The sequence below is a fragment of the Pseudoalteromonas nanhaiensis genome (assembly GCF_051235485.1).
In the GTDB taxonomy this organism is placed as follows: domain Bacteria; phylum Pseudomonadota; class Gammaproteobacteria; order Enterobacterales; family Alteromonadaceae; genus Pseudoalteromonas; species Pseudoalteromonas lipolytica_C.
Genome location: NZ_JBPNYQ010000001.1, coordinates 229183 through 243738, shown reverse-complemented (window position 1 = coordinate 243738; position 14556 = coordinate 229183). Strand labels below are relative to the sequence as shown.

The 14556-nt window shown below is 40.5% G+C and carries 14 protein-coding genes; 5 read left to right on the top strand and 9 right to left on the bottom strand.

Features of this window, described 5'->3' with window-relative positions; translation table 11 throughout:
* The first annotated feature begins 76 nt into the window (after window positions 1-76).
* Window positions 77-1615, top strand: a complete 1539-nt coding sequence (locus ACSFVZ_RS01055; RefSeq protein WP_435557937.1) for a tetratricopeptide repeat-containing sulfotransferase family protein — start codon at window positions 77-79, stop codon at window positions 1613-1615.
* On the opposite strand, the gene ACSFVZ_RS01050 is transcribed toward ACSFVZ_RS01055, so the two are convergent.
* From ACSFVZ_RS01050 to ACSFVZ_RS01010, 9 genes are all read right to left on the bottom strand, one after another.
* Window positions 1590-2429 (bottom strand): sulfurtransferase, encoded by an 840-nt coding sequence (locus tag ACSFVZ_RS01050; protein ID WP_435557936.1) that lies wholly within the window; start codon window positions 2427-2429, stop codon window positions 1590-1592. The two genes, ACSFVZ_RS01055 and ACSFVZ_RS01050, sit on opposite strands and share 26 nt — an antisense overlap.
* On the bottom strand, window positions 2429-3592 hold the full coding sequence (locus tag ACSFVZ_RS01045) for a capsular polysaccharide export protein, LipB/KpsS family (protein WP_348714831.1): 1164 nt from the start codon (window positions 3590-3592) through the stop codon (window positions 2429-2431). Before ACSFVZ_RS01045 ends, ACSFVZ_RS01050 begins: the two co-directional genes overlap by 1 nt.
* A 77-nt stretch (window positions 3593-3669) precedes the next feature.
* Complete coding sequence (locus ACSFVZ_RS01040) at window positions 3670-4062, bottom strand: FAD synthase family protein (RefSeq protein WP_135926138.1); 393 nt, start codon at window positions 4060-4062, stop codon at window positions 3670-3672.
* Window positions 4059-5126, bottom strand: a complete 1068-nt coding sequence (locus tag ACSFVZ_RS01035) for a CDP-glycerol glycerophosphotransferase family protein (protein ID WP_135926139.1) — start codon at window positions 5124-5126, stop codon at window positions 4059-4061. The genes ACSFVZ_RS01040 and ACSFVZ_RS01035 overlap by 4 nt, the downstream gene beginning before the upstream one ends.
* Before the next feature lie 86 nt (window positions 5127-5212).
* Window positions 5213-5629, bottom strand: a complete 417-nt coding sequence (locus ACSFVZ_RS01030) for a group I truncated hemoglobin (RefSeq protein ID WP_135926319.1) — start codon at window positions 5627-5629, stop codon at window positions 5213-5215.
* A 2-nt stretch (window positions 5630-5631) separates the two neighbouring features.
* The gene (locus ACSFVZ_RS01025; protein ID WP_138557024.1) at window positions 5632-6465 is read right to left on the bottom strand and encodes a DUF3034 family protein; all 834 of its coding nucleotides are present in this window, start codon (window positions 6463-6465) and stop codon (window positions 5632-5634) included.
* Window positions 6452-8767 (bottom strand): bifunctional diguanylate cyclase/phosphodiesterase, encoded by a 2316-nt coding sequence (locus ACSFVZ_RS01020; RefSeq protein WP_435557935.1) that lies wholly within the window; start codon window positions 8765-8767, stop codon window positions 6452-6454. The genes ACSFVZ_RS01025 and ACSFVZ_RS01020 overlap by 14 nt, the downstream gene beginning before the upstream one ends.
* Window positions 8760-9407 carry a methylamine utilization protein gene (locus ACSFVZ_RS01015; RefSeq protein ID WP_138557025.1) on the bottom strand — a complete coding sequence of 216 codons (648 nt, stop codon included), beginning with the start codon at window positions 9405-9407 and terminating at the stop codon, window positions 8760-8762. Before ACSFVZ_RS01015 ends, ACSFVZ_RS01020 begins: the two co-directional genes overlap by 8 nt.
* A 166-nt stretch (window positions 9408-9573) precedes the next feature.
* On the bottom strand, window positions 9574-10680 hold the full coding sequence (locus tag ACSFVZ_RS01010; protein ID WP_138557026.1) for a phosphoribosylaminoimidazolesuccinocarboxamide synthase: 1107 nt from the start codon (window positions 10678-10680) through the stop codon (window positions 9574-9576).
* Between the two features lie 217 nt (window positions 10681-10897).
* Between ACSFVZ_RS01010 and ACSFVZ_RS01005 the strand changes: the two genes are divergently transcribed.
* The 4 genes from ACSFVZ_RS01005 to ACSFVZ_RS00990 are packed head-to-tail and all read left to right on the top strand — an operon-like array spanning window position 10898 to window position 14492.
* A complete protein-coding gene (locus tag ACSFVZ_RS01005; protein ID WP_235403855.1) occupies window positions 10898-11971 on the top strand; it encodes a CDP-glycerol glycerophosphotransferase family protein in 1074 nt (357 codons plus the stop codon).
* A gap of 16 nt (window positions 11972-11987) precedes the next feature.
* A complete protein-coding gene (locus ACSFVZ_RS01000) occupies window positions 11988-12686 on the top strand; it encodes an ABC transporter ATP-binding protein (protein ID WP_435557934.1) in 699 nt (232 codons plus the stop codon).
* Window positions 12673-13995, top strand: a complete 1323-nt coding sequence (locus tag ACSFVZ_RS00995) for an ABC transporter permease (protein WP_435557933.1) — start codon at window positions 12673-12675, stop codon at window positions 13993-13995. Before ACSFVZ_RS01000 ends, ACSFVZ_RS00995 begins: the two co-directional genes overlap by 14 nt.
* An 8-nt stretch (window positions 13996-14003) precedes the next feature.
* Window positions 14004-14492: a DUF3299 domain-containing protein gene (locus ACSFVZ_RS00990; RefSeq protein WP_135926146.1), complete on the top strand. Its 489-nt coding sequence runs from the start codon at window positions 14004-14006 to the stop codon at window positions 14490-14492.
* Window positions 14493-14556: the final 64 nt, after the last annotated feature.

Sequence of the window (14556 nt, the reverse complement as noted above, 5' to 3'; positions counted from 1 at the left end):
CCATAAAAGCCTTGCCACCTTTAGGCAGGGCTTTTTAATAATTAAGTATTCTGGTGAATTGATATAATATGCGCTTATGCTAAATGATACCCAACAAGCGCTTCGCGCTCATATCCAACAGTTGTTAAGCAACAAGCAACTAAACGATGCACATTACCTACTTGTGCAGCGCCTAAAGCAAAATCCTGAAGACCACGTTTGTTACTTTTTACTCAGCGAAGTTAACACCGCAGCTGGTGATATCAACAAAGCGATTAAACTCCTTGAAAAAGCGCTAAGCCTAGCCTCTTTTGCGATTTACCATTTAGCCCTTGCCAAGTTATACGTACTGTTAGGCAAAGTAAGTAATGCAGCTGTACACTATCAAAGCGCGTTGCAAACAGCTGACTTTAGCGCCGCTGACTTTGATACATTAGCTAATATTGCCACCCGTTTAGGGCATTATGACGACGCCCTTAGCTTTCAACAAGCAGCCTACCAACGCAATAAAGATAACCTACAAATTAGCTATAATTTGGCGGTGTGTTATAAAATTCACGGACTGTTCAATGAAGCTAAAAGCTTGTTACAGCAACTAACCACAAAGCAAGCTAGTTTTTATCAAGCCCACTATTCGCAGGCTGAACTCAATACTGTTCTAGATGCAGAGCAACATATTCAAAAACTACAAACTTTAGCGGATAAAGAAAAAAGCATTGTTGAACAACAAGTGTATTTTCATAGTCTTGCTCTTAATTATGAGCACCTCAATGACTACAAAAATGCATTTAAGTACTTTGCACTAAGTAAGCAAGCCATAGCAAGTAAACTTAATTATCAAGCAAGCCAACACCACCGCTTTTGTCAAAAACTCATTACGCAAAGTAAGCAGCAAGTACTTGCAAGTAGTGACTCTGAGTTCTCACCAGTTTTTGTTGTTGGCATGCCCCGCTCTGGCACAACCTTAGTTGAAAAAATCCTAAATCAAAGTACACAGCTACGAGGTATTGGGGAATTAAATGATATTGCGCAATTGATACAACACGCCACGCAATCAGCTCGTGTGATTGATAGCGAAATGCTTGATAAAGCTTATTCATCAACCGCTGTAACTAAAGCACTCGCTAGCTATCAGCAAAGAGCACAGCTGCTGAGTGATGGACTTATAAGTTGTGATAAACAGCCATTTAACTTTTACTATATTGATTTTATTTTAGCGGCATTTCCTAATGCTAAAATCGTTTGTATGCAACGGGAGTGGCGTGATTGCAGCATTGCCAATTTTAGGCAGATGTATAGCCCGCAAAGTGTGTTTCATCACTACAGCTTTACACTTGAAGATATAGCCTCATTCCATCAAGATTACTTGGCTTTAGTCAGTCATTTTGCCAACAAGTATCCTGAAAACGTTTTTTTACAAAGCTATGAGCAATTAGTGGCCGAGCCTACCCAACAAACTCAGAAGCTCTATGCTTTTTGTGATTTAAGCTGGCAGGAAAACTGCCTAACTTTTTATAAAAACAATGCAGCATCAGCCACCGCAAGTAAAAAACAAATTCGCCAGCCACTGAATAAAAACAGTATCGGCAGCTGGCAAAATTACGCTGAGTTTATTGATGCGGGCCTGTTTCAATAGGTAGGTCGTGACGAGCGCCCCATTCACTCCAAGAGCCATCATAAACACGTAAGTTAGCGTAACCGCATTCATCGGCACACAATGCTATTGCACAAGCGGTCACACCCGAACCACAGCTAAATTGCAATTGGGTATGATGCGGCGCTATATGTTGCTCAAATAATGCCTGCAACTCGCTAAGCGGTTTAAGCTCACCATCATTCAATACGGTTGACAGCGATAAACAACGACTATTAGGAATATGACCACTGCGCATACCTTCACGCGGCTCAGCTTGCTCTCCTGTAAATCGAGCATAAGGGCGTGCATCGAGTGTTAGTGTGCTTTGCTCATCAAGTGAGTTAAGCACTTGCTCAGCACTAATAAAGTAATCAGCACGCGGGCTTGCAACAAAATTGCCTTGCCCAGAAGCAGCTGAATAGCTTGCTTGTGTTGCAAAGCCAAGTACCTGCCACTTAGCTAAACCGCCACTTAAAACTTTTACGTTATCAAAACCCATGGCTTTAAACATCCACCACGCACGCGCTGAACTGAATAAGCCTTGGTCTTCATAAATTACAACCAGTGAGTCTTGGTTAACCCCCGCAAACTGCATATGTTCTGTAAACTGCTCGCTACTGCACATCATACTTGGTACAGGGTTAGTGCTATCTGCCAGCGTATTTTTAAAATCAAAACGCTGTGCATTAGGTAGCATTGCTTTAGGCGCATATTCCCCAGGCAGGCCAGGACGCACCATTCCGGCATCAAAAATAACCAAATTATCGTGGTTTAAATGCTCGTTAAGCCACTCTGGCGAGACAATGTTTTTCATTAACTTTCCTTTTGCGATAGCTGTACAAATGTATCTTGCTGAGTTAAGCGCTTTTCGACCGCTTCAACATGCTCAGTTGTACATTCTTTCCAAACACCGGGCAAGCAATACACATGCTTTAAGTAAGTAAAAAATTTATCTCTTACAATACTATTTGCTTGCCAGCCATTTTGTAGTTTTTCTAAGGACTTAATCAAAGTAGCTTGATCACTGGCGTGTAGTACAAGCTCATCAATGTTGTAACAAGCAAGTCCCAAGGTAATCACTTGTTTATCTAGTAATAAGGACTCTAAGCCGACTGTCGAGTTAATTGTAATTACTGCCTCAGCGCCATTGATGAGTTCTCGAGTACAGTTGCCATTTGCAAAAATTGCAACGTCGTCTTTGTCGTACAAGTGCGCATAATGCTTATGCCAAGATGGGTGTTCTTTAAATACAACTTTAAGGTTTGGATCTGCTAATTCTCTCACCGAGGCCACAACTGCATCATATAACGCTTCCATTGATTTTAACCAAGGTGAATAACATGCTATCTGTGTATCATGAGGCACTTGAAAAGGCACAAAAAGATACCTTTCGGGCAGCTCAATAGCATCAAATTGACAACGCTTTTTATGATTTATACGAGGGATTAACTCAGGAGCTGAAAATGGTAGCTGGTTAGCTTTGTCGAAATTCAAATAAAACTGACTGTTTCTTGGCAAAGATGCAGCATAGTTAATACCACTCGGATCTAAACTAGTCGTGCCCGGTAGCAGCCCATTTTCATAAAAATAAGTAGTCAGTCCTAGCTGTTTAGCAGCCATACATACTGTGATATTTGGCAGCTTATTGCCATTCCAAATCACCAATGCTTCGGGTGACTCTGATTTAAGTAAATCATAGTACTTAGCAAAGCGGCAGCGCTCTACACATAACATAAACATCGTATAAACTTTTATGATTACTGCATTACTCCACAAGCTATTTCGTGCCTGCTTGCGTAATAGTTGATTTGCAATAACTTTATTAAAGTCAACTTGCGACGCTATTTTTAGGTATTTTAAAGCGCCTAATCGCGGTACGCCCATAATATGCAGTGTGCAATTGAAGGATAGTTGTTTAATTAATTTTTTATAATAGCGTGCATGTACATTGCTGCGAGAGATAAAAATAAAAGCCATATGAGAAAATCTTAAAACCTAAATTAGAAAGAAGATAAATGTGCATATAGCTATTATGTTAATTTTAGATGACAGTATTATGGCTGCCTTACGACCTCAATTATTTCTGTAGTCGATATAGAAGGGGTTCGCGTTAAATAAGTCACATCGCATAGATGTTTAAATTGATCGAAGCGTCCTGCCCAATCATCGCCCATAACAAGTAGGTGAGCTTGATGATTTTTAATATATTCGCCTTTTAGTTCAAGAGAGTGTTCGACAAACACTTCATCAACACACTTTAGAGAACTAATAATTTTCAGTCTGTCTGATTCACTATATACAGGCTTACGACCCTTTTTAGTTTGATTTAGTTCATCAGAAGATACTCCAACGATTAAATAATCGCCCAAAGCTTTTGCCCGTTCCAAAATATTAATATGTCCCACATGGAAAATATCAAATGTTCCAAACGTTATTACACGTTTCATTTATGCTCCTCTAAATAAGATACTATTCTTTTAGCTGAGCGACCGTCCGTTTTACCCGCTAGTTTATTAATAATGTGTTTTCTTGACTCTTTAAACTCTGCTGTCTCACAAAAATCGGAGTTAAGTATAGTTTGCAACTCGTTATAGTCTCCTGCCCGAGAGCAAAGCTTGTTGAAGTATTTAATATCTTCATCTAATCGAGATTTAAGTCGGAATGAAAAAATACCACGATATGACCAGCGTAACTTATAAAAATCACACCATACGACAGGCTTTTCAAGTGCTGCAAATTCAAATATGGCTGATGAAGCATCAGATACCATAATATCAGCGATTGCTAAAAAAGGCGTTAGATCAAAGTCATGCTCGTTCGCTACATAAACATTTTTAAACTCTGACCATCGCTGAAGTTTTGTTCGCTGCTTTTTGTACTTTTGTTTAAACAAGCTAAAGAAGTGCGGCTTAATGATGATATTAAACTTCTCACAGTGTGCAGGAAAACTGTCACTCATACACTCTATCGAGCTTGGATAAAAAGTAGGGGCATATAAAAGTGTTTTTTTACTAGGGTCTAACCCTAAGCGACTGAGGTCAATATGACTCATTGTTTGGTTGAAAATAGGATCTAATTTGGCGTAGCCACTATCAACAAAGTTACCGTCTGGGTATAACGCTTGGAGGCGCTGCAACCTGTGCTCTCCCTCAACAAAACGTACCGTTGTTTTATTATGCGATACATCATAATAACACTGCTTGGGGCCAATACCATGTTGCATCAACGCCGTTTTCTTATTGAGCTGCTCAGCCCCGGCAAAGGTATTACCAAAAATAACCCAATCTGCGTCTGAGTTTTGATAGAAAGAGAAGGTTTCCTCTTTATTTGTTAACCAAAACGCATTAATACCCTGTTCTTCTATAAACCTTTTACATGCAGCCAAACTGCGTGCATCTTGATTTTCATAGAAAACCATCGACACTTGGTGACCATTTGATAACAACTCCTTTAATACAGGGGTGTACTGCGGAATGTAATAAAGATGTTGAACATCAAAGTATAGTTGCATTTTTTACAGCTTTATAGTTGATAATGCCGGCCATTGTACATAAATTACATTTTTGTTTCAGCCATCAATAAAAAGTTTGTTAAAAGCTAAATATTAATGACTTCAGGGCGAAGGGGTGCTAAACGGCTTAAAATCTTGTTTTGCACTGTTTGCGGGATCTGTTGCTCATCCATCGCGTTTATTAATAGTTCAACAACTCGATTAAAGTCTTTCTCTGTGATATGCATGCCAGTATGGATATCGACCATGCTATCACCTTGATACTCACATGGGCCATTGGTAACACTGCACAAGTGGATAATGAATCCTTGACGAAAGTGTGCAACATTCGTTTGCTTAAAATAAGGCAAAATATCAGCATCACGGCCTATTTGATTGATAAAACTATCGACCAGACTTTCAATACCTTGTTGGCCGCCTATCTGCTGATAAACGGTGTTATTACTTTTGCCTGCACAACCAAGAAAAGTAATACAACACACTAGAATAAAAAGACGTTTCATCATTACCAATACCCTGTTACAGAAAGATACCAACCAGTTTGGTCGTCAGCACCAGCTATACGCCCTAAATCGAGCCACGCAGCTGTTACACTTACATGTTTATTAGGAAACCAGGCAATAAACACATCCTGCCAATCTTGCTCCCCTAAGCCAAGGTTGTTGGATTTTTCACGATACTCAACCCCTACAGCTAATTGGTGCGTTAAAAACACCGCTGTCGATGCTTCAAATAATACCTCTTTATCGCTATCAGCACCGCCAAAGCCTAACAAACCTAGTTGATTCGCATCGCTGTAGCGAAAGGTGGTATTCCAAAACCAGTTGTAACCTGCAAGAGCGCCCAAGTGCAACTTACTGGCAGCTAAGTAGATATCAGTACCGCTGGTGTCTTTTGCACCTAATAGGTTTGCAATACTCCCATCATCCAATGATTTATGTTGTACACCCACGCTCAACTGTGGCCATTTACTGTAAACAATATCGCCATAGACACGTACTTTTGCGCTAGTAATTGATTGCTCAATATCGGTATTTAATGCAGGAACTTCAAAGCGCTGCTCCGCGTAGCTAAGCTCAACACGATCATAAAAGTTAACTTGTGCACCACATACATCTAAGCTGTAATCACTCACATCTGCACGGCTACAAAAACCATTGATGGCTATTTCGTTATCGCTTGCATAGCCCGCAAGTTGCGCCCAAGGTACGATACCGCCGCCAGCGCTGCCTTCAACTTGCGATACGCCTGGTGTTGCTAATAATTTTCCTGAAGCTGCGTGCCCCGTACTTGCAAAAGCTAAAAGAACTAAGCTAAAAAAACCATTAAGATGCTTCATTGTATACCTCTAACCACTGCAAAAATTGCTCTGATTTTAGTGGTCTACTCAAATAGTAACCTTGTGCATAATCACACTTCATGTCTATCAATAAGTCTAGCGATGGTTTATTTTCAACACCTTCAGCTACAACAGAGAAACCTAACTGGTGGCCTAAGTTCACCGTTGACTCAACAATAAATTGATCTTGCTTCGATTGATCGAGTTGTAAAATAAAACACTTATCCAGCTTTAACTCATCAATAGGTAGTAGCTTCAAGCGCCCCAATGAGGTTTGCCCAACGCCATAGTCATCAAGTGATATTTTTACACCTAATGTTTTTAAGTTTTCTAGCGCTTTAATGCCTTGCTCTTCATTTTCGATCATGTCGCGCTCTGTTAGCTCTATCGTGATCAAATGGCCACTTAAATTATGTTGCTCTAGCTGTTTTGCTAGGTGCGAATAAAAATGAGGATAAGCAATATCTTGTGCAGAAACATTAATAGCAGCTTGCATCGTAATCCCTTGCTGTTGCCACTGTGCAACTTGCGAAACCACGGTCTTCACAACCCATGATGTCAGCTCAACAATAACACCCGACTGTTCTGCTAAGTCGATAAACAACTCTGGAGACACCCATTGACCGTCTTTTCGCTGCCAACGGATCAGCGATTCAACTTTATCAATACGCTGTGTTTTAATATTTAGCTTAGGTTGATAAGTCATAAACAACTGACCATCATCATCCAATAATGCCTGCTTTAATTCATCAATAATCGCTAAACGCTCAAGGTGTTCTTCATCTTCGCCTTCTTGGTAATAATGAATGGCTTTGTGCTCACAAGAAGCGGTGTCAACCGCAATCAATGCTCGTCTCATTAGATCTTCAGGACTGACACTTTGTGAAAAGCAATGCACAACTCCTACACTAAAGCGTAACGTGATGTTTAAGCTTTGAATTAAATAACCCGCTTGTAATTGTGCAAGCATCTTCATGACAGCATCTTTAAACTGCCCGGTATCTCTTGCTGGCAGAATGGTTAAAAACTCATCCCCCCCAATACGTGCGTTCATTCCTTTTGAGTGCGCTGCAAATTCGGCAATACGTTGTGCAACCGCTTTTAAACAATCATCACCAATACGTGGTCCTAACTTATCATTAATATGACGTAAGCCACGTATATCGATTGCAACCAGCGTGTATTCTGCACCTTCTTCAAATAATGACTCCATTGCTTCTAACATCGCAGAGCGGGTTAAAAAGCCCGTTAAAGAGTCATGACTTGCTTGAAAACTTATTTGCCGCTCACGCTCTTTTATGTCATTACCCATGTTATTAAATGCATCAACTAAGGTAATGATTTCTGTACTTTGCTTATTACCTACAAACTCAGCTTTATAGTTTCCAAGCGCAAATTGTTGTGCCAGTGAGGTGAGCTTTGATAAGGGAGTGGTAAGGTTTTTTGCTAATATGCCACTAGTAAGTACACCTATCACAACCGTTATGGCAGCAAGAATAATAATAGTAAAAAACAGCTGCTCAAATTCTCGGTAACTATGAGTAAGATCTGCACTTAACAATACAGAAACTAAATGTCCTGGTAGAGAGGGTAACTGCACAAGTCGATTACGATAAACGGGCTTTTCACCAAAAATACGTTGTGTTGTTTGCGTATTAAAATGCGCTAATACTGAGTTATTTTTTGGCTGCTCGGCCAGTGATGTTTCAACCACACCATCATCTTCGCCAATAAAACTAACATCCATCGTGGTGAGATTTTTCAGCTCTTCAGCCACACGGTCTGTGATTTCAAATCCCACTAAACTATATGCCACAGTACGAGGAGCTCGAACTGGCAATAAAATGACCTGATAAAGCGTTTTATCTAACACAATGAAGTTCGATTGATCAGCATTGACCATAAGCTGATTCATTAATGGGGTAAATTCACTAGGCGTATGATTAAAATCAGTATTTGCGGAAATTAATTGCCCAGATAAATCAATTAGCATCATCACATCAGCATTTATGCGACGACTGTGATTATTCAACACACTACTAATTGTGTCTGCGTCTTGAGTAGCAACCGCTTGCTTAAACCCAAAATCAGCGGTCAACACTTTTGCAGCTGTAAGTAATAAACTTTCTTTAGCACTTAGATACTGTTTAAAAACATTTTCAGCAACATTAATGTCTTCAAGTAACTTTTGATCATTAAAGCGATTCGCTGACCACCAGGAACTTACCAAGCTAACTAAGCTAGTCAAAAGGACTAGGCTCACACACAATGCAATGATGCGCCCTCTTAAACTATTAATCATTGTTGCCCTTAAACATTTCACCAAATGTGTTTCGTGGTGCAGGTTCTTGAACGTTAATGCTTACATCTTTGCCTTGCTCAGATAAGGTGACTGATTGCTTTTTAGTGAGCGGTGTTAATTGATTAGGATGCCACACAGTAAAGGTAGTAGGTAAAGTCACGCCGTTTAGAGTCACTTTGCCATCAGCATTGGTTTTTATGACTTTGTTCGAATTTGCCACATAGATATACCCCACCATTGAGTCATGAATATTACAACCCAGCACAACAACACCAGGGTCTTCAAAGCGCTCCGGCTGCTCTGGACGGTCTGAATATAATTTAATATCAAATACTTTACTGTGCTTGAATGAATATACATGGTGGCGAATGTTATCACTGTTAGGAAAGTCCACAGACTGCCCTGGTTGGATCACTAAAACTGACGGTGAGAATTGTTTATCTACCTGATCCATTATCGCTACTGGCAAAGATTGCGGTGACGAATGTGCTGAACTTTCAAGCTCAATAACGGCGTTAGCTAAAGGCTCTCCAGATTGATCACGCACAACAAACGAAAGATCTGCAGCGAATAAGTTTATAGAGCTGAAAAATATTGCAAGACCACACACAGCGCGAGCACAATGCGCAAAAATCGACATAATTAGATCCTTGCTTAGCTTAGTTAGCTAATTAGTATAGGTTAATCTTAGTTTAAGTTAATGACTAGAAGCGTTAAAAGCAAGAAAAAGCCAAGCTGTTTTCTTAGAAAAAAGCTTGGCTTTAGTATTATTGACCTAGCAAATTGCTAAATCTGATTGATAAAAGTTAACCGTGCTTAATTAAGCCGTACTCTTTATCTAATATCGCAATGACCTCACTACGAGGATCAGCTGGAATCGTAATTTCTTGCCCAATTATTTTGCTGGCAATGCCAACATAGGTATTAGACACTTCAAGCATCACAGATTCTGGCAATGTGTAATCTTTTGCTAACTGCTCGCGCTCATCCATGCGGTCTTTATTTAATAACACGTCGCTGTCTGGTACGTTATTAATTAATAACTGACGGAAACCCTCTTTTGAGTTTTCAATAATTTTACCGTCACGATAAGCAGGGCCATCCCAAATGCGTGATGAATCAGGTGTACCCACTTCATCGATGTAAATAAGCTTATCTGAGCCATCAATGTCTTCAACATAACCAAATTCAAACTTAGTATCGACAAAGATTTGGTCTAGCTGTGCAAGTTCATCACTGATCAGCTTAAAGCCCTCAACAAGTAATTGCTCGTATTTAGCGACATCGTCTTCAGACTTAAAGTTAAAAACAGCTAAGTTATTCGTGATGTTTTCACGCGTGATATTCACATCATCAACTTCTGGAATATCAGCAACACCGCGGATAATGCCTTTGGTTGATGGCGTGATTAACACTTCTTCTAGCTTCTGGTTCGCGGCTAAGCCCTCAGGTAAATCAATACCACAGAAATTACGCGTACCTTTAGCGTAATCACGCCACATGCTACCCGTAATATACTGACGAGCAATCGCTTCTACTTTAACCGTACTCGCTTTACGGACAATCCACACATATGGATGAGGAATATCAACAATGTGATTACCTGCAAGGCCTGCTTTATCAAATAACTTAAACCAATGAGATGCCACTGAGTTCAGTGCAATCCCTTTACCTGGCACGCCATTTAAGCCGTTTTCACCTTGCCAAATACAATCAAACGCTGAAATGCGGTCAGAAATAACCATAATAGCCAGCTCAGTACCTTTTGGAACTTGGTACCCTTTTTCACTAATTAAACGAGCGCTGTCTTCATCAGTTAACCAATAAACTGAACGCACTTTACCACTATGAACCGCACCTTTTGTACGGATCGGTAAATCATCGTTTACGTCTAAAACTTTATAGCTAGTCATGCTATCTCCGATAGTATTTGGCATGCTCCTGTGAGCACATGTATGGGATTGGGGTTATGGCCGCCTATAATAATCCAGACGTGCTTAAAGCTCAATCATTGCCCGGTTATCTGCGCATAATCAAGAACGCTAAACACAATAAATAATTCACGATTCTGTAATTTTGCTGTCATAACCGCGATTTCGTTATAATATTGTCTCGCAATAGGAGGTGTTCTTGGATTATTTAGCAGCTACAGCAGACAAAAAATACTTAATGTATATTTCTCAAAACTACTCTTACGCTATTTTGCGCCCTTTACAGAAAGAGATTCTAGCGCGCGGAGGCGAAGTAAAATGGTTTTTAGAGGGTGATGAAGTTAATCCTGACTTTTTGCACTCTGATGAATCTTGTCTCACTTCAATTGAATCGGTAATAGATTGGAATCCGGATATTTCTTTTATACCTGGCAATATTATTCCAAACTTTATACCCGGTAAAAAAGTAGCTGTTTTTCATGGCTTTAACTCAGGAAAGTTAAATCGAAGAGGATATGAAGATCACTTCAATATAAGAGGTTGTTTTGACTTATATTGCACTCAAGGCCCAAATACGAGTAAAAGATTTTCAGAGTTAGCTAAAGCACATGGCTTTTTTATAACCAAAGAAACAGGTTGGCCAACTCTTGATCCGTTATTTTCGAAAATGGCGAACAATCCATACATAGATGAAAGCGATCAAAGGCAAACGCTTTTAATTTGTTCAACATTTTCTCGCAACCTATCTCTTGCCCCTAAATTATACGAGCAGATAAAAGCGTACAGTGAGCAAGGAAAGTGGCGTATTTTAATGCAGTTTCACCCGAAAATGCCAAGCGAGCTTGTTGCGAAATACAAAGCGCTTCAAAATGAGAATCTTACCTTTGTCGAGACCGATAATGTATTACCGCTATTACAAGCGGCAGATGTCATGCTATGTGATACATCGTCTATTTTGTTGATGTTTATCTTACAAAGAAAGCCTGTTGTCACTTTCTGTAACCAAGCACCTGGCGAACACCTAATAGATATCACTGATGCCGATAAGCTAACTGAGGCGATAGATTATGCCTTTACACGACCAGCTGAATTAATGGAAAAAATTGAGCAGTTTTGTCAACAGCTTCACCCATATCAAGACGGCTTATCGAGTCAACGTGTACTTGCTGCAAGCAATGAATTACTATTGAGCAATCCAGCACTTAAGCCAAAACCACGTAACTTTATTCGTAACTTTAAGATGCGCAAAAAATTAAATTACTGGCGATGGTAACAATTGATAGGTCGTTATGATCACGCTTGCAAACGTGCTATTCAAGTGGCACACAAAACAACCTGAGCCGACGATCAATATTTCTAAATTAGATATTGATCAAGGCGAACATGTTTTTCTTCATGGTCCAAGCGGCTGTGGTAAATCAACCTTATTATCACTGCTCGCTGGTGTTACTATTCCTAATCAAGGTCGTATCGAATTACTTAATAAGGCGATAAACGAGCTTAGCAACAGTCAACGTGACCGTTTTCGTGCCGACCATATTGGCTATATTTTTCAAAACTTTAATTTACTACCCTATTTATCGCCCATTGAAAACGTGACCTTAGGTTGCCAATTTTCAAAGCAAAGGCAAAAAAACGCATTAAAAAATAGTACAACAATAGCCGCTGAAGCAAGCCGCTTACTCACTGCTTTAGGACTAAACAATAACTTGCAGCATCAAGCAGTTGCACAGCTGAGCATTGGTCAGCAACAAAGAGTTGCCGCAGCACGAGCCTTTATTGGCAGCCCTGAAATTATCATTGCAGATGAACCGACCTCAGCACTCGACACGCAAAATCGCCAAGCCTTCGTAAAATTGTTATTTGAGCAGGCAAGCGCAGCAAATAGCACGCTAATTTTTGTTAGTCATGATGAAACATTACAAACACTATTTACCCGCAGTATCAGCCTGGTCGAGTTACAAGGAGGCACAGATGCTACTCATTAAACTCGCCACAAAAAGTTTATTAAACCGTAAAGCCAGCGCCCTACTCACTTTGTTTACAATAGCCATAAGCGTGATGCTACTGATGTCGATTGAGCGCGTTCGAGTCGATGCCAAAAGTAGCTTTAGCAATACAATTTCAGGCACTGATTTAATTGTTGGCGCACGTACCGGTGACATCCAACTATTGCTGTCTTCAGTATTTCGTATTGGTCATGCTAACAATGGCGTGAGCTGGAAAAGTTACCAATACATCACAGGGCAACGCGGCGTAAAATGGGCTATTCCTATGTCGCTTGGCGACAGCCACAAAGGCTTAGCTGTGCTTGGCACAAATAAAGACTATTTTGAGCACTATCGCTTTGCTAAAAAGCAACCGTTAAGCTTTTCACAAGGTCATGAATTTAATCACTTGTTTGAGGTTGTGTTAGGTGCTGAGGTTGCCAACACCTTAGGCTATCAGCTTGGCGATGAAGTGGTGATTGCACACGGCATGGGCAATACCAGCTTTCATAACCATGACGATAACCCATTTAAAGTGGTTGGTATTTTAAAAGCAACGGGGACGCCTGTTGATAAAACCCTACATATTCCACTGGCAGCAATTGATGAGATTCATGGCGGCCATGCTCATCAACATCAACCCGCTCAGGCTGATGCAAATGACCATGACCACGACCACGACCATGACCACGACCACGACCACGACCACGACCACGACCACGACCAGCATGATGATGTTGATTTAGTGGGTACACCAAAACAAATAACCGCTTTTTTACTTGGTTTTGACTCTCCGCTTTATACCTTACAAGTGCGTCGTAATATCAACCAATACAAAGATGAAGCACTGCTTGCCATTATGCCGGGCGTTACCTTGCGTGAACTTTGGGAAATGCTTTCTATCGTGGAAAAAATCTTGCTGTTATTTTCTATTGTCGTGGTACTGATCAGTTTACTTGGCATGTTAACGAGCCTGCTTTCAAGCTTAAATCAACGCCGCAGAGAGCTTGCTATTTTACGCTCTGTTGGCGCACGGCCTTGGCATATTTTCACCTTGATCAGTGTCGAATCGTTACTCATTACAGGGCTTGGCTGCATTGTTGGCACCGCATTGTTCTATGCTTTAATGCTACTCGGCGCAGATTACTTGCAAAGCCATGCCGGAATAAGCCTAAATATAGCTTTATTGTCATCCTATGAACTTATGCTCTTAGCTGCGATAATGGTCGCAGGCTTTATTGTTGGGTTAATTCCTGCAACCCGTGCGTATTTCTACTCTCTTGCTGATGGTATGAGTATTAAAATTTAAGGAATGTTATGCCGTTTTTTCGAAAACTCGTCGCTTTAGTCACATTATTTGTGTGCGCTACAGCCAATGCTGGCGCACCAAAAGAAATTTTCTGGGAAGATTTAATTCCCAAAGGTCATGTCCAAATCGACACCCAAGCACAAGCAAACCATGAAGGTAGCGAGCAAAACTGGGTGCAACCAGACCTTGATGCGCCTGTGGTAAAGGAGCTTGATGGAAAATCAGTGAGTTTGCCTGGTTTTGTGGTACCACTAGAAGGCGATAGCGAAGTGATCACTGAGTTTTTACTAGTGCCTTATTTTGGAGCGTGTATTCACGTACCACCACCGCCACCAAACCAAATTGTGCATGTTACTATTAAAGGCGGTGTGCCAATCGAAAGCCTGTACGATGCGATCGTAGTGACAGGCGTTATCAGCACAGAAACCTGGTCTGGTGAAATTGCTCAAGTAGGCTACAAGATGAAAGCCGTTGGCGTAGCACCATTTGAGTTATAAGTGTTTAAAGAGCATGCTTTTGCATGCTCTTTAAATTAATCCACTACTTTTTCTTTTTCTAATT

Coding starts and splice junctions, on each gene's coding strand:
- ACSFVZ_RS01025 (WP_138557024.1), bottom strand. CDS start 6,465: ATGAAGCATCTTAATGGTTTTTTTAGCTTAGTTCTTTTAGCTTTTGCA.
- ACSFVZ_RS00995 (WP_435557933.1), top strand. CDS start 12,673: ATGCTACTCATTAAACTCGCCACAAAAAGTTTATTAAACCGTAAAGCC.
- ACSFVZ_RS01020 (WP_435557935.1), bottom strand. CDS start 8,767: ATGATTAATAGTTTAAGAGGGCGCATCATTGCATTGTGTGTGAGCCTA.
- ACSFVZ_RS00990 (WP_135926146.1), top strand. CDS start 14,004: ATGCCGTTTTTTCGAAAACTCGTCGCTTTAGTCACATTATTTGTGTGC.
- ACSFVZ_RS01035 (WP_135926139.1), bottom strand. CDS start 5,126: ATGCAACTATACTTTGATGTTCAACATCTTTATTACATTCCGCAGTAC.
- ACSFVZ_RS01000 (WP_435557934.1), top strand. CDS start 11,988: ATGATCACGCTTGCAAACGTGCTATTCAAGTGGCACACAAAACAACCT.
- ACSFVZ_RS01010 (WP_138557026.1), bottom strand. CDS start 10,680: ATGACTAGCTATAAAGTTTTAGACGTAAACGATGATTTACCGATCCGT.
- ACSFVZ_RS01055 (WP_435557937.1), top strand. CDS start 77: ATGCTAAATGATACCCAACAAGCGCTTCGCGCTCATATCCAACAGTTG.
- ACSFVZ_RS01050 (WP_435557936.1), bottom strand. CDS start 2,429: ATGAAAAACATTGTCTCGCCAGAGTGGCTTAACGAGCATTTAAACCAC.
- ACSFVZ_RS01045 (WP_348714831.1), bottom strand. CDS start 3,592: ATGGCTTTTATTTTTATCTCTCGCAGCAATGTACATGCACGCTATTAT.
- ACSFVZ_RS01030 (WP_135926319.1), bottom strand. CDS start 5,629: ATGAAACGTCTTTTTATTCTAGTGTGTTGTATTACTTTTCTTGGTTGT.
- ACSFVZ_RS01015 (WP_138557025.1), bottom strand. CDS start 9,407: ATGTCGATTTTTGCGCATTGTGCTCGCGCTGTGTGTGGTCTTGCAATA.
- ACSFVZ_RS01040 (WP_135926138.1), bottom strand. CDS start 4,062: ATGAAACGTGTAATAACGTTTGGAACATTTGATATTTTCCATGTGGGA.